The sequence below is a fragment of the Chamaesiphon sp. genome (assembly GCF_041737865.1).
Lineage (GTDB): Bacteria > Cyanobacteriota > Cyanobacteriia > Cyanobacteriales > Chamaesiphonaceae > Chamaesiphon.
Genome location: NZ_JBGSQZ010000197.1, coordinates 16,320 through 30,597 on the forward strand (window position 1 = coordinate 16,320; position 14,278 = coordinate 30,597).

The 14,278-nt window shown below is 44.6% G+C and carries 16 protein-coding genes and 1 pseudogene; 10 read left to right on the forward strand and 7 right to left on the reverse strand.

All coding sequences use genetic code 11. The annotated features are described in order from the left end of the window. Entirely contained in the window at positions 1-378 is a 378-nt protein-coding gene (locus ACEW9J_RS14875; RefSeq protein ID WP_373545892.1) for a DUF1636 family protein, read from the forward strand. A 62-nt stretch (positions 379-440) separates the two neighbouring features. On the opposite strand, the pseudogene ACEW9J_RS14880 reads toward ACEW9J_RS14875, so the two are convergent. Further along, positions 441-845, reverse strand: a pseudogene (locus tag ACEW9J_RS14880) (Fur family transcriptional regulator). Between the two features lie 77 nt (positions 846-922). On the opposite strand from ACEW9J_RS14880, the gene ACEW9J_RS14885 reads away from it, so the two are divergent. Beyond that, positions 923-1,090, forward strand: coding sequence for a hypothetical protein (locus tag ACEW9J_RS14885; protein ID WP_373545893.1), 168 nt, complete (start codon positions 923-925; stop codon positions 1,088-1,090). 432 nt (positions 1,091-1,522) lie between these two features. Here ACEW9J_RS14885 and ACEW9J_RS14890 read toward each other — a convergent pair whose 3' ends face one another. The 3 genes from ACEW9J_RS14890 to ACEW9J_RS14900 all read right to left on the reverse strand — a co-directional run bounded on the left by ACEW9J_RS14890 (position 1,523) and on the right by ACEW9J_RS14900 (position 5,158). Then, positions 1,523-2,389 (reverse strand): metal ABC transporter permease, encoded by an 867-nt coding sequence (locus ACEW9J_RS14890; RefSeq protein ID WP_373545894.1) that lies wholly within the window; start codon positions 2,387-2,389, stop codon positions 1,523-1,525. Positions 2,390-2,419: 30 nt separating this feature from the next. After that, positions 2,420-3,166 (reverse strand): metal ABC transporter ATP-binding protein, encoded by a 747-nt coding sequence (locus ACEW9J_RS14895; RefSeq protein WP_373545895.1) that lies wholly within the window; start codon positions 3,164-3,166, stop codon positions 2,420-2,422. A gap of 69 nt (positions 3,167-3,235) precedes the next feature. Beyond that, positions 3,236-5,158, reverse strand: a complete 1,923-nt coding sequence (locus ACEW9J_RS14900; protein WP_373545896.1) for a heavy metal translocating P-type ATPase — start codon at positions 5,156-5,158, stop codon at positions 3,236-3,238. 81 nt (positions 5,159-5,239) lie between these two features. Between ACEW9J_RS14900 and ACEW9J_RS14905 the strand changes: the two genes are divergently transcribed. Beyond that, positions 5,240-6,355, forward strand: a complete 1,116-nt coding sequence (locus tag ACEW9J_RS14905; RefSeq protein ID WP_373545897.1) for a precorrin-8X methylmutase — start codon at positions 5,240-5,242, stop codon at positions 6,353-6,355. Positions 6,356-6,359: 4 nt separating this feature from the next. Here the strand turns inward: ACEW9J_RS14905 and ACEW9J_RS14910 are convergent, their stop codons facing one another. From ACEW9J_RS14910 to ACEW9J_RS14920, 3 genes are all read right to left on the reverse strand, one after another. Continuing rightward, positions 6,360-6,971, reverse strand: coding sequence for a cation transporter (locus ACEW9J_RS14910; protein WP_373545898.1), 612 nt, complete (start codon positions 6,969-6,971; stop codon positions 6,360-6,362). 82 nt (positions 6,972-7,053) lie between these two features. After that, positions 7,054-7,431, reverse strand: a complete 378-nt coding sequence (locus ACEW9J_RS14915; protein ID WP_373545899.1) for an ArsR/SmtB family transcription factor — start codon at positions 7,429-7,431, stop codon at positions 7,054-7,056. 117 nt (positions 7,432-7,548) lie between these two features. Then, positions 7,549-8,799 carry an FAD/NAD(P)-binding protein gene (locus ACEW9J_RS14920; RefSeq protein ID WP_373545900.1) on the reverse strand — a complete coding sequence of 417 codons (1,251 nt, stop codon included), beginning with the start codon at positions 8,797-8,799 and terminating at the stop codon, positions 7,549-7,551. Between the two features lie 117 nt (positions 8,800-8,916). On the opposite strand from ACEW9J_RS14920, the gene ACEW9J_RS14925 reads away from it, so the two are divergent. The 7 genes from ACEW9J_RS14925 to ACEW9J_RS14955 all read left to right on the forward strand — a co-directional run. Beyond that, the gene (locus ACEW9J_RS14925) at positions 8,917-9,366 is read left to right on the forward strand and encodes a SufE family protein (protein ID WP_373545901.1); all 450 of its coding nucleotides are present in this window, start codon (positions 8,917-8,919) and stop codon (positions 9,364-9,366) included. Between the two features lie 11 nt (positions 9,367-9,377). Then, a complete protein-coding gene (locus tag ACEW9J_RS14930) occupies positions 9,378-10,409 on the forward strand; it encodes a GTP-binding protein (protein WP_373545902.1) in 1,032 nt (343 codons plus the stop codon). A gap of 14 nt (positions 10,410-10,423) precedes the next feature. Continuing rightward, positions 10,424-11,554: a GTP-binding protein gene (locus ACEW9J_RS14935; protein ID WP_373545903.1), complete on the forward strand. Its 1,131-nt coding sequence runs from the start codon at positions 10,424-10,426 to the stop codon at positions 11,552-11,554. 77 nt (positions 11,555-11,631) lie between these two features. Further along, positions 11,632-12,270 carry a GTP cyclohydrolase I FolE gene (gene folE / locus ACEW9J_RS14940; RefSeq protein ID WP_373545904.1) on the forward strand — a complete coding sequence of 213 codons (639 nt, stop codon included), beginning with the start codon at positions 11,632-11,634 and terminating at the stop codon, positions 12,268-12,270. 276 nt (positions 12,271-12,546) lie between these two features. Next, positions 12,547-13,524, forward strand: a complete 978-nt coding sequence (locus ACEW9J_RS14945; protein WP_373545905.1) for a GTP-binding protein — start codon at positions 12,547-12,549, stop codon at positions 13,522-13,524. A gap of 8 nt (positions 13,525-13,532) precedes the next feature. Continuing rightward, positions 13,533-13,874, forward strand: coding sequence for a phosphoribosyl-AMP cyclohydrolase (gene hisI / locus ACEW9J_RS14950; protein ID WP_373545906.1), 342 nt, complete (start codon positions 13,533-13,535; stop codon positions 13,872-13,874). Between the two features lie 30 nt (positions 13,875-13,904). Next, on the forward strand, positions 13,905-14,278 hold a 374-nt coding region (locus ACEW9J_RS14955), incomplete at its 3' end, for a class I tRNA ligase family protein (protein WP_373545907.1).

The window sequence follows — 14,278 nt, forward strand, 5'->3', positions numbered from 1 at the left end:
ATGACTAAACACGCTTTATATATTTGTAAATCTTGCTCTTTTTCCCTGACACAACGAGATTATCTGGGCGAACGCGGCGGTAAATATTTGTTCGATCGACTGGCTCAACTGTATCAAAATTGGTTTTTAAAAGCTGACTTTGCACTCGAAGAGTTAGTCTGTCTGAGTGCTTGTAAAAGACCTTGTGCGATTGCTTTGACTGGAACGGGGAAAATGAGCTTGATGTTTGGCGATTTACCGCCGCTAAATAGTGCAGATGCAATCCTCAAATTGTGCGAACAATATCATGCAAGTACGGATGGAATTATACCGCGACAGGAGCGACCAGAAATTTTACAACAGGGGATTTTGGCTAGAATTCCACCTTCTCCAAGTTAAGTAATAAGTAGAGGGAGATTTTCGCAAACTCTTCAGCGCGTGAGCCGCAACTGTCAACTGAATTAATTATCTGCGGCTTGACAAAACGTACACAAACCAAAAAATTCTAAAGTATGATAAAAAACTTTAAGTGATTGTTTTTGCTCTAAGTCAGCTTTAATTTGACAAACTGGACAAGCATCGATCTCCATCGACTTACTACATCGCACACAAGTAAAATAATGTTGATGTTTTTGGACTAGACTATATAAAGATTCACCTTCAGTTGAATTGCGACTTTGCACCAATCCTTACAATCTCAATACCTCTAGTCCGCGATAGACAGTTGCGAGTCCCAAGGTTTTGTGAGTATTCCGCAATTGAACATATAGATCCTGGGTTGAAATTTCACCGTCAATTATTTCAAGGGTTTTGAGAATGCGCTCTTGATGGGGAGTTAATCGAGCAATTACACCAGTACTACTCATATTTTCAGTTTTGGATAAAAGACTCATAGTTTTATTTAACTATATAACAGCAACTATTACCATCATGACACTAACTTATGATTTCAACTATCGGTAATATTTCTGAAGATCGATATCTGAATGTCTCGAACACGATCGTCATTGGAGAATTTGTTGGTACCGCACCTCTACGCTGGCGATATCCAGTTAGGCACAGGCAGAAGCTTTGGGCTAGCGTAACACCTTATTCTGCGACCCACAAGTAGCATCGCCAAAGGCGATCGCTAAATCTGCCCAACTAATCTCGACCGTCGTTGGATTATTGATAATAAATTGCAATAATAGTTTTAACTTACAACCCGATCTAGTTGCTAGATCCTTTAGTAATAGTGACAAGACAGCAAATTCACTGCCCAATTAAATGCGGATATGAGCAATATACACTATCTTCAAAAGAGATCGCATCTCGATCTACTCCGTGCCGATATCTAGTTGAAAATCTCACTACATTTACCAGCCACAGTTCGATAATTCCGATCGTTGGCGTAGCTGCTCCAAGGTCGAATCGCCCTCTGAGTGTTAGCTACCGCTAATCGTTAGCCCGAACTAATCTTACGATAAAGTCGATCGCTTGAACGATCGAGAGCATACTATATTTACCGCATTTCCTGCCAAGACTGCGGGTGATTTTAGATTGTCTATTTAGCATCAACTATCGATCGAGCAGGCAACCGAAATCGTTGAGTCAGAATACCTTGAGAGGGACTAAATAATAATGCGAGGATAAATAATCCTGAAGATACAATTACAATCGCAGGGCCAGATGGTACATGCTTGAGATAAAAACTAATATATACTCCACTCAAACTTGCAAATGCACCGATAACTGCACCCACAATCATCATTTGGTGCAACTCTTTTACGAGTAAATATGCTGTCAAAGCTGGCCCAACTAATAGCGAAATCACTAAAATTACCCCTACTGCCTGCATACTAGCAATAATCGTGAGCGTAATTGCTGACATAAATCCGAGATGAATGACTCTAACTGGTAAGCCCATTGCTTCAGCTCCAGTTCGATCGAATGTATAGAGCAATAACTCTTTATAAGATAACCAAACTGCTATGATAATTAACGCTGTTACACTTGCCGTTCGATAGATATCGGTTGTCGTCGTGCCCAGAATATCACCAAACAGAAAACTATCGAGATCGATATTATTTCTCAGTACAGAAATCAGGATAATTCCGACCGAAAAGAAACTAGAAAAGGTTAAAGCCATCGCTGCATCTACCTTGACTCTCGATTGCGATCGAATCCAAGAAATCGTCCCCGCACCCATGATTCCAGATATAAACGCCCCGATCGCAATATCGATCCCCAAGAAGAATGAAAGCGATAATCCTGGCAATACAGCATGAGCAATTACGTCTCCATATAATGCCATCCGTTGCACTATTAAATAACTACCCACAACCGGACATAAAATCCCGACGAGAATGCCAATTGCGATCGCATTTCGCATGAATTCATACTGCCAAGGTTCGACGAGAAAATTTAGCATATTAGGATTAATAATTGAAACAGCGAGCTATTAGCAGAATAAATCTGCGCCAGGATTTCGACTACCATGCTGATGAAATGATACCCCATAAGCTTGTTGCAGATTAGCAGGAGTCATTACCTGTGCGGGCGAACCATCGGCAATCAGACTTTGATTGAGCAGCAAAATTCGATCGAGTTGACTCAAAGATTTTCCCCATTCGTGGGTACTAACTAGCAAAATTTTACCTGCTGTTCTCAGTTCGGCAAAAACTTCCAGCATCACGGCTTCAGTTTTTTTATCAACTCCGGTAAATGGTTCATCAAATAAGAATAAATCTGCTTGTTGGGCGAGAGCGCGGGCTAAAAATACGCGCTGTTGTTGCCCGCCAGAAAGTTCGCCAATCCGCCGATCTTTGAGATCCAATATCCCGACTCGATCGAGTGCCCCATTGACGATCGCCTTCGCCGCCGCGCCCGGACGACGCAACCAGCCTAATTGACGAGTACGCGCCATCATCACCACATTCCAAACCGTAATTGGATAATCCCAGTCAACCTGAGATCTTTGGGGCACATATGCCACCCGTTCCAAATGCTGACACAGGGGACAATTACAATACTTTATCGTGCCATGTGCAGTCGGAATTAATCCCAACATCGCCTTGAGCAGTGTACTCTTACCCGCTCCATTCGGCCCAATTAGACCCACCAATTCACCTGGATCGATCTGAAAGTCAATTTGCTCTAAAGCACGTACTCCACGGTAATTAACAGCTAATTGCTGAATCTCTAGCATGAAAGATTAATTATGAGAATCATTATCGTGAATAATCTAAACGATAACATAGATTAAGTTAGAAATAATTCAATCTTTCAGCAATCGTAACCCACTTAAAATCACCAACACAGTAGATCCCTCATGCCCCAGCACACCCAACGGTAGGGTCATATTGCCAGTAAAATTGGCGATTAGCAATATGACAATAAAACTGAGGGCAAACACAATATTTTGCTTGACAATCCGCCCAGAGCGACGACTCAGCCGAATGGCATACTCAAGCTTTTCCAATCGATCGGCCATTAAGACCACATCCGCTGTTTCTAGTGCCACGTCACTCCCCGCTGTTCCCATTGCAATGCCTACAGATGCCTGAGCCAGAGCGGGAGCATCATTAATCCCATCGCCAACCATCGCCACTGAGGGGTATTGTTGCTGGAGCTGGCGAATTACTTCAAGTTTATCTTCTGGTAGCAGTTGGGCGTATACTTTATCGATCCCAAGTTCCCACCCAATACTCTCAGCAGTACGCTCGTTATCGCCTGTCAACATCACAATTTGCTCGATCCCTAACCGTTTCAACCCGACAATCGATCGAGCGGCTGTGGCTCTGACAGTATCGGCAACTGCAATAATTCCCACAATGCGCTCGGCATGAGCAACCCAAACAACAGTTTTCCCCTCTTCCTCCCACTTTTGGCTCTGCTCAGTGAGAGTATCAGGACAACTATCTACTTGAGATCGAACAAAGGCGGCTTTACCGACTACCGCTATCTTCCCATCGACTACTCCCGTAATCCCCCGTCCAGTCTGAGCTTGAACATTGACAGCTTCAGTCCTTTCCCAGCCTTGTTTTTGAGCAGCTCGCACGATCGCATCCCCGATCGGATGCTCGGACAAACTTTCTAATGCAGCCGCCACTTGTAGCAACTTGTCTGGATTTTCCACTGCAATGACTTGGACGACTTGAGGTTTGCCCATTGTCAGGGTTCCAGTCTTGTCAAAGGCGATCGCTTTAACTTGCCCAATTGCCTCTAACTGCGCGGCATTCTTGAACAAAATCCCATGTCGTGCCCCATTAGCGATGCCTGATAACAGGGCTGGCATCGTTGCTGCCATTAATGCACAGGGCGAAGCTACTACCAGAAAAATCAGGGCGCGATAAACCGTATCTTCCCAAGTCCAACCGAGTAGAACTGGGGGCAAAGTACCTAACAGAATCCCGATGAGGACGATCGCTTTGGCATAGCTACGCTCGAACCGTTCGATAAATTGTTGGGAGGGTGGTGTCTCAGTCTGTGCTTGTTCTACCAGCCGAATTACCCGCTGAATCAGACTACTCTCTGGTGGCTGATGAATCTGAATTTTCAACGCACCGTTACCATTAATCGTCCCTGCAAATACCTCATCGCCGACGGTTTTCTCAACAGGCATCGATTCGCCTGTAATTGGAGCTTGGTTGAGTGCGCTAAATCCCTCCGTAACAATCCCATCCGTCGGTACCAATTCTCCTGGCTTAACGAGGACGCGATCGCCGATCTGTAACTCAGCCACCGCTACCATCTGCTCTTGCCCATCCACGAGCTTGCGGGCGGTATCGGAAGTGAGGCTCATCAACCCCTGAATACTCCGCTCGGTACGGCTCATTGCGTAGCCCTCAAGCACTCCGCTGATGGCAAAAATCAGAATTAACATCGCCCCATCGATGATGAAGTAGTACTCTCTGCGCCACAGCCCTAAAATGGCGGCTCCTAATGCTGCCACAATCATCAATAAATCCACATCCAGTTCTTTTTCCCGCCATAGGGTAGTCAATCCTTCACGGGTGCTTTCATATCCACCAATGACATAAGCAGCCGTCAGGATGAGCAAACTCACTCCCAGCCACCCACGATCGAGAGTGAACCAACCAAGTAACACCAGCAGGGCGCAAATCCCCGCTGCGATCGCATCGGGATGTTCTTTCAATAGTGTTTGCCAACTGGATCTAGACACAGCAGGGGAAGACATAACCACAAAAATAGATTGCCTTTATACCCTACACCTTGACATTGATGTTAATGTAAAGGTGTAAATCTAGATTTGTAAAATATGGACGCTCAATATTTAACAATTAAAGAACTAACCGAAGCAGTTGGCGGCGATATCACCCCCCGCATGGTGCGCCACTATCACACCTTGGGCTTATTGCCACCAGCCCAGCGATCGGATGGCAATTACCGACTTTATACTCCCCAAAATATTCAACAGCTACAGCGGATTGTTGCCCTTAAACAGCAGGGGTTTCAGCTATCCCACATCCAACAGCTACTCACCAGCGATTCAGGTATCGATCTCAGTCCCAGCCTGATGGCTCAGTTGCAGCAGCAATACCAGTCGGTGATTCAACAATTGGCACGGCTGCGACATACAGCATCGGCGTTAGAAGGGATCTTAGGGCGGGATGGGGATTGTCAGATCGTCCAAGCAGAAGCGATCTCTCAATTAAAACTCTTGGAAGTGGAAAGTCAAGATCGACTGGGGGAACTAGAAGGACTTTGGCATCATCTAGATGGAACGATCGATTGTCACCCCGAAGCCTTCAAGGAATCCCTACAACACCTATTGCCAGACCTTTCTACCCGAGCGGAGATTGAAATAGACTTGCTCTCTCAACTAGTGCTAGCTTGTGGAGATGTGAGCTTGGTTAATTTTGTCCGCTTGAGTGGGGATGCGATCGCCGCAGCAAGGGAGGCTCTTTCAAATGGCTGTCAGATTGTGGGAGATATACCTGCTGTGACTGCTACACTCGATCGTACTCGATTAGCTCATCTAGGTTGTGAGGTTCAGACGCTGATCGACGATCCTCACATCACGGGTGTAGTCGAAGCGGAGCAAGCTTTCTGGCAGGATAAAGAGTGGCTGAATCGCCTAGAGCAAATGCCAGATCGTTCGATCGTAATTATTGGCTATGCGCCGTCGGTACTGATGGCAGTCTGTAACGCGATCGATCGGGGACAGATTAAACCCGCGCTGGTAATTGGAATGCCGATCGGATTTAGTCATGCTCCGGCTGCCAAACGGCGATTGATGGCTGTGGGTGTGCCTTACATCACAATTCAAGGCTCGATGGGTGGTGGACTCCTCGCAGCAGTGACGGCGAATGCTTTGATTGCATCTCTATTAGAAAAACCAGATTGTCACTGTCATCTCCAGATGAATGAATAGTTTCTTAGTGCATTTCTCGCCAAGACTCGGACAGCACTTTCCCCGCTGACTTTGCAAAAACGAACGCTAACAACAAGCCTACAGCTAGATCTGGTAATACAGAGTGCGCGATCAAAACTAATCCAGCCGCTACTAGCACGGACGTATTTGCAATAATGTCATTTCGCGAACACAACCAAACAGAAGACATGTTGAGATTATCCTTTCGGTGTCTAGTCAACAGCAATAGACAGCACAAATTAGCAATCAAAGCCACAACTCCCACCGTACTCATAGTTGTCGGTTCTGGGGCTGCACTCACAAACAGTTGATATATTGCTCTTGCAAAGACGGCAATTGCAAACACAAACATAATCGTTCCTTTGAAAAATGCCGTTCCAGCCTGTGCTTTACTGCCTTTATTAATGACATACAAACTGCTAGCGTAAACCAACGCATCGCCAAGCATGTCGAGTGAGTCTCCAGTTAGAGATACCGAATCTGCGCGAATTCCCGCCCCAAACTCGATAACGAACATCCCTAGATTAATAAACAGCACGATCCAAAGCACTTTGGCTTGCTGTTTTTTTAGTTTCGATAGCTCACAACCTTTGCTTTGACAACAATCGTCACTCATAGCTCACCTCTTACTCAAACATTCAAACTAATATGATAATGTTAGCATAGGGAATCGACGCTCAAACCAACGTTAGAATGTTTTACTCACCAAGTTGGATCGAAGCGTAATTAAGAATATTGGCTACCCGCTGGTCTTTCAGAGAGTAATAAGCTAATTTACCATCATTTCTGTACTTGAGAATTTTGAGGTCGCGTAATTTTCGGAGATGATGGGAGGCAGCCGCAATCGAGACATCTAGTGTTACAGCTAGGTCACAGACGCAAAGCTCTTGACCATTGCTCAGAGCATGGAGAATTTTTAGGCGCGATTTGTCTGCTAAGGCACTGAAAAGAATTTGAGTACTTTCCAAAAGATCGTCCCCTGGCATTGCTTCACTAACCTGAGCCACCAACTCTGCGTTAAAGCACCGGATCTGGCAAATATCGTCTGGTTTAGTTTGGTTTAGTTTGGTTTGCAAATTTTGGCAGCAGGATGTTGACTATTCAATTTTACCTCTTGTCGATCGTTGGCGGTAGCGGAGCGTTTGCCCTAGCAATAGCCGCGCCGAGAGGTAATCGCAGTGGAAATGACCGCTCTATCCATTAATGCTGGCAATAGTAGATTTAGTCAAAGCTGGAACGATGCGATCGCTAGCCGCCCTCGCGCCTGAAAGATTTCGTGCTGCTGGGCCGACTCGTAATGCTGCCAAACCACCCATGATAAATAACTCGCAACCCTGCCAGCGTAGGTGCTCGTCAATGACAGGCAAACCATTAACAACCTCAATTGGATGGGCAGCCAAAACATCTTGCAATAAAGGATGATTTCGAGCGTCTAACTGGCTACCAGTGGCAACCCAAATTCGGTCGATCGGTTGATGATGAATACACTCATGGACGGCAGAATTGTCACAATCTATCTGCCAGCCCTCATCGCCCCATTTGGCTTGGGAAACCCCACATTGCTCGTAGAATACAATTTTCCCCTCTCGCTCCAGTCGTCGTAGTTCTGTTAGAACTGTAGGGGTCATTGAGCCGCCATTTCGGGCTGATTGAATCATCTGCCAGCGTGTGTATAAATCTGGCTCTGCCCAAAATCCCTTGAGATATTTTGGCCCGATCCAACCAGGATCGGCATCGAATAGTTTGCCATACACCTCGCGGCGAGACATTAATAGCACCTGTGCGCCACGTTCAACTGCCCCTAACGCTAGATGTCCGCTAGTTAGACCTCCCCCGACAATGAGGATTCGATCGCCCTGGAGCCGCGATTCTCGCAGGTCTACTTGATGGGAATGCAAAAGTCGATCTGGTGGATAACTGGTAGAAATTTGTCCCACCCACTCAGGGACATTCGGTACTGAACCACCATTAGCAATTACTACTCTACGGGCGATAATAGTTTGCCCATCAACTAAGTGCAAGCGGAAGCGGGAACGACTACCATCTTTGAATGGTTCGACTCGGACAACTTGAGCCGGATAGACACAATCTGCTAATTGCCACAGCCGAATCGTTTCCTGGCAGAAATCCCGAAATAATTGAGTTCCTGGCAAGTCATAGGGCGGAACTAGTGCATTCGGGCGAGATGCGGCAAAGGTACGTAGGGCATGGGGATTGGGATCTGGTTGATGGACGGCTGGCGACCTTAAATGTGGAATTTCCAAGGCGGCAAACTGACGATCCCATCGATTCATCCAGGTACCACTCGGATCGAAGGCGAGAAACCGTCCGCGCATGGATTTCTTTTTCTGTAATAGATGCGTCACCAGCGTCAAAGCGTGAGGGCCAGCCCCAACAATTGCCAGATCGATGAATTCGGGGAGTGTCGCTAATGAATCGAGCATGGATGAATCATCACCAAAGCATAAGAACGATTATCATTCTATCTGTTAAACTAGCTGAAAATCCGATATCATGATAATGATTATCGTTTTTGCAATAATGGTTCGCCTCAGATTGATATGTCGCCAGTCTCCCAGCCACTACCACCCGCACTCGATCGCATCATCCAACGTTTCCAACAGATATCGGAATCAAAACGGCGGTATGAGTACCTGCTGCACTTTGCCAAACGTCTTCCGGCGTTCCCCGACGACCAGAAAATCCCTGAGAATCGCGTTCCTGGCTGTACATCGCAAGTTTATCTGACGGCAACGATGGATAGTGGCAAGGTGAAATTTCAGGCTGATTCTGATGCCCAAATCACCAAGGGATTGGTGGGGTTATTAGTTGAGGGATTAGACGGGTTGACTCCCGCCGAAATTATGCAGTTAACGCCGCAGTTTATTCAGCAAACTGGACTGGATGTGAGCCTGACTCCTTCTCGTGCTAATGGTTTTTATAATATCTTCCAGATGATGCAAAAGAGAGCATTAGTTTGTCACTTGACTGAGACTTACGCACAAAGTTAAAGGAGACAATTATGGCTAATTCAGTCGCCCAAAGTTGCCTAGATTCAGTATTGAAGTTTCAAGCTGAAATACCTGTGACGATCGTGACGGGCTTTCTAGGTAGTGGCAAAACAACACTGCTCAATCATATTCTCAATAATCGGCAAGGTTTAAAAGTTGCGGTAATTGTAAATGAATTTGGGGACATCGATATCGATTCGCAGTTATTAGTAGCTGTGGATGAAAACATGGTGCAATTAACTAATGGTTGTATTTGCTGTACGATCGATCGAGGTTTAGTCGATGCAGTTAACGCGCTCACGAGTCGGACTGAATTAGTTGATTATCTGGTAATAGAAACTACGGGAATTGCCGACCCACTGCCGATCGTGCGCAGCTTTACAACTACGGAGTTACAGCAGGTGACTAGGCTTGATTCGGTACTGACAGTGGTAGATGCAGAATCATTTACATCCGAGCATTACGGCAGTGAAGCGGCACTAAATCAACTAATCTTTGGAGATATTATTCTGTTAAATAAGACAGATTTAGTCGCTCCTGAAGTTGTGACTGAGTTGGAAAAGTACATTCAATCGATCTCGCCAAATGCTCGAATTATCTCAACTGAACATGGACGAGTGCCATTACCTCTAATTTTAGATGTTGGAGTCGATCGATCGAATACTGTTCTCACTTTGCCTGAATCGAGTCATGAGCATTCTCATCATCTCGAAAATGATGGATTCATAGCAGTTTCATTTGAAAGCAGTTTACCGCTAATTCTAGATCGGTTTCAGGGCTTTCTCGATCGATTATCTCCAGATGTTTATCGGGCTAAAGGTATCCTCAAATTTCAGGGTAGTCAATTGCGGCATATCCTGCAAATGAGTGGTAAACGGTATGAGATCGAGAGCATTCGAGTGGGCGAAATGAGTGCGAGTCGTTGGCGGAGCCTCTCCCTTGGAGAATCGCCTCCAACTAATGCTAATCAATTAGTATTTATCGGACGAAACTTGAATGCTGAGGTGATTAGAACACAATTAACTGAATGCCTTGCTATTTAATTTAAGGAAATTGTATGACTCAAACAATCGCGCATCCAACCACAGCTACACTCGAAGTTCCTAAGCGGGGAATGCCTGTTACGATTATTACTGGTTTTTTGGGTAGTGGTAAAACTACGCTCCTAAATCATATTTTGAGCGATCGACAGGGCTTAAAAGTTGCTGTATTAGTCAATGAATTTGGTGATATCAATATCGATAGTCAACTGTTGGTATCGATGGAAGACGGGATGGTAGAACTTAGTAATGGTTGTATCTGTTGCACTATTAATGAAGACTTAGTACATGCAGTATACAAGGTATTAGAACGGGAAGATAAAGTTGATTACATGGTGATTGAAACCACTGGTGTCGCCGATCCGTTGCCGATTATCTTGACATTTTTGGGGACAGAAATGCGAGATATGACTCGATTAGATTCGATCGTTACGATGGTTGATTCTGAGACATTTACACCCGAACATTTTGATAGTGAAGCAGCATTTAAACAAATCACCTATGCTGATATCACCATTTTAAATAAGATCGATCTCGCAAGTACCGAACAGGTATTGAGCTTAGAATCTTACATCAAATCGGTCAAAGAAGGTGCCAGAATCCTGCATAGCAAGCATGGGTCAGTACCACTAAATCTGGTTTTAGATGTGGAGTATAATAACCCAAATGATTATGCAGATTTAATCAAAGAGGAAATCGAGCAAACTGAGCAAGACATTCATAAACATCACCAACATCATGCTCATGAATCTCACGATGCTCATGCTCATCAACATGAGCATGAACACAAACACGATCGACACCATGATGCTCATAATCATGAAGACCATGCCCATGAACACCATCATCATTCCAATCATTTAGATAATGATGGATTTGTGTCGATCGCCTTTGAGAGCGATCGACCTTTTGATGTGAAGAAATTTGAAACTTTCTTGCAAACTCATTTACCATCAGAAGTCTTTCGAGCCAAAGGAATTCTATGGTTTACGAATAGCGAAGATCGGCACATTTTTCAACTCAGTGGTGCACGGTTCAATCTCAATGGTGAGCCATGGCAATCTTCACCAAAGAATCAGCTTGTGTTCATCGGGCGCAATCTAGATGCCGACAATCTTCGACAGCATTTAACTGATTGCTTTGCCTAATTTCATTCTGCTAATTCGTTGGCGGAGCCTGTCGGAGGCAATCCCTAGTTTCCAATTACTCAAACTAAAATTCATCCATGACATTATCCATTTCACCAGACAACATCCGCAAGCAACTCATCAGCACTGAATCTAAACCTCCTGTTTCTGAAGCAGAAATGCAACAAGCGGTGAGGACACTGCTAATCGGGCTGGGTGAAGATCCAGATCGCGAAGGACTTCTCGATACACCAAAACGAGTTGTCAAAGCTCTTAAATATCTTACTTCTGGCTACAATCAATCGCTAGATGAATTGCTCAATGGAGCGGTATTTCATGAAGATGCAAACGAAATGGTATTGGTTCGAGATATCGATTTATTTAGTTCTTGCGAACATCATATTTTACCGATTATTGGACGCGCCCATGTTGCGTATATTCCGAATGGGAAGGTAATTGGTTTATCCAAAATTGCCCGAATTTGTGAAATGTATGCTCGTCGTTTGCAGGTGCAAGAGCGATTGACTAGTCAGATTGCTAATGCAATTCAGGGGTTACTGAAGCCGCAAGGGGTGGCGGTAGTGATTGAGGCGACTCACATGTGTATGGTGATGCGCGGGGTGCAGAAGCCAGGTTCGTGGACTGTGACGAGTTCGATGCAGGGTGTGTTTGCGGAGGATGCCAAGACTCGTCAGGAATTCATGGATCTAATCCGTCATCGGGCATCTTTTCATTAGGGGTTTGTAGGTTGGGTTGAAGAATGAAACCCAACATCTCTCAATACGGTTCGGTTAGTCAGCGACTGTTCGCGGAGCGTTCCCGTAGGGTAGTCGCCGCTAATGTTGCGAAGTCCGCCTACTCGGACTAAAAACAGAACAAATATGAGCTTAACCGAACCGTATTGCAACATCTCTAGGCCTTTGATGTGCGGCTGTTGGGTTTCACTTCGCTCTACCCAACCTACAGAATTCTGCAGATAGCAAAGATATCTGTTTTTAATATTCAATCTATTTATGCTAGATACACTTGATGCACCACCACAAAAGTTACCTGTCACGATCGTGACAGGATTTTTGGGTAGCGGTAAAACTACGCTGCTCAATCATATTATTAAAAATTTCGAGGGTTACAAGGTTGCTGTTTTAGTCAATGAGTTTGGTGATATTAACATCGACAGCCAATTACTAGTAAAAGTTGGTAATGACGATGATGATAAAAACATGATTGAATTAACGAATGGCTGTATCTGCTGCACGATCAATGATGATTTTGCTGATGCTGTCTATCGGATCTTGATTAGACGAGAACGAGTCGATTATTTAATCGTCGAAACAACTGGTGTTGCTAATCCATTACCGATCGCGTTGACTTTTCTAGGTACCGATTTACGAGATTTTACTCATTTAGATTCGATCGTCACTGTCGTGGATGCGGAATCTTTCACACCAACCGAGCATTATAACAGCGATGTGGCGATCGATCAAATCTTTTGTGGTGACATTATTGTATTAAATAAAACCGATCTAGCCTCTCACGAGAGAGCAAATAAGACGGAAGACTTTTTGAGATCGGTTAAAGAAGGAGCGAGAATTTTGCGAGCGGCACATAGCATAGTTCCACTATCTCTGCTGCTCGATACTAATCTTTCAGACCCAGACTTTCTTGACAAGGCTATGACAGATATTGATGTAGATTCTCAGCATCTGAAGAATGATGGCTTTATGTCGATTTCCTTTCAAAGCAATCGCCCAATTGTTCTGAAAAAGTTTCAACAGTTCCTCGATCATCAATTACCAGAAAATGTATTTCGGGCAAAAGGTATTCTTTGGTTTGATGAAAGTCCACTCCGGCATATATTCCAACTGAGTGGTAAACGCTTCTCGATCGATGATAGTGAATGGGTCGATCCACCGAAAAATCAAATGGTCTTAATCGGACGCAAACTCGACAAACTTTTTCTGATGCAAAGTCTCAATAACTGTTTAGGGTAGTAATAAATATGACTGAAAATATCAATTGGATCGATCGACTGAAATTTAATGAAAATGGGCTGATTCCAGCAATAGCCCAAGATTATCAAGATGGGGCAGTATTGATGATGGCATGGATGAATAAAGAATCGATTGAGCAAACATTAGCAACTAAAGAAGCCCACTACTGGAGTCGATCTCGTGCCGAACTTTGGCATAAGGGGGCAACTAGTGGGCACATCCAAAAAGTCAAATCTGTTTACTATGATTGCGATGCCGATACTCTGCTATTAAAGATCGAACAGGTGGGTGATGTTGCTTGTCATACGGGGGTAAGGAGTTGTTTTTTCAATGAAGTATCAGGGGTTTAATTCCACGTCTTAACACAGCCAATATTTACCATGAGCATCACAATCTACAACACTTTAACTCGCGTTAAGCAGCCGTTTACTACCATCGAACCAGGTAAAGTTACGATTTATTGCTGTGGGGTAACTGTGTACGATGATTGCCATTTAGGTCATGCTAGATCGTACATTGGCTGGGATGTGGTGCGGCGGTATTTGCAATGGCGTGGTTATCAGGTGCGTTATGTCCAAAATTTTACCGATATTGATGACAAGATTTTGAATCGGGCTAAGGCGGAAAATAGCTCGATGGCGGCAATTGTCGATCGATATATTGCGGCTTATTTTACAGATATGCGACGGTTGAATATTCTCGATGCTGATGAATATCCCCGTGTCACCGAACATATTCCCGCCATCCACGATCT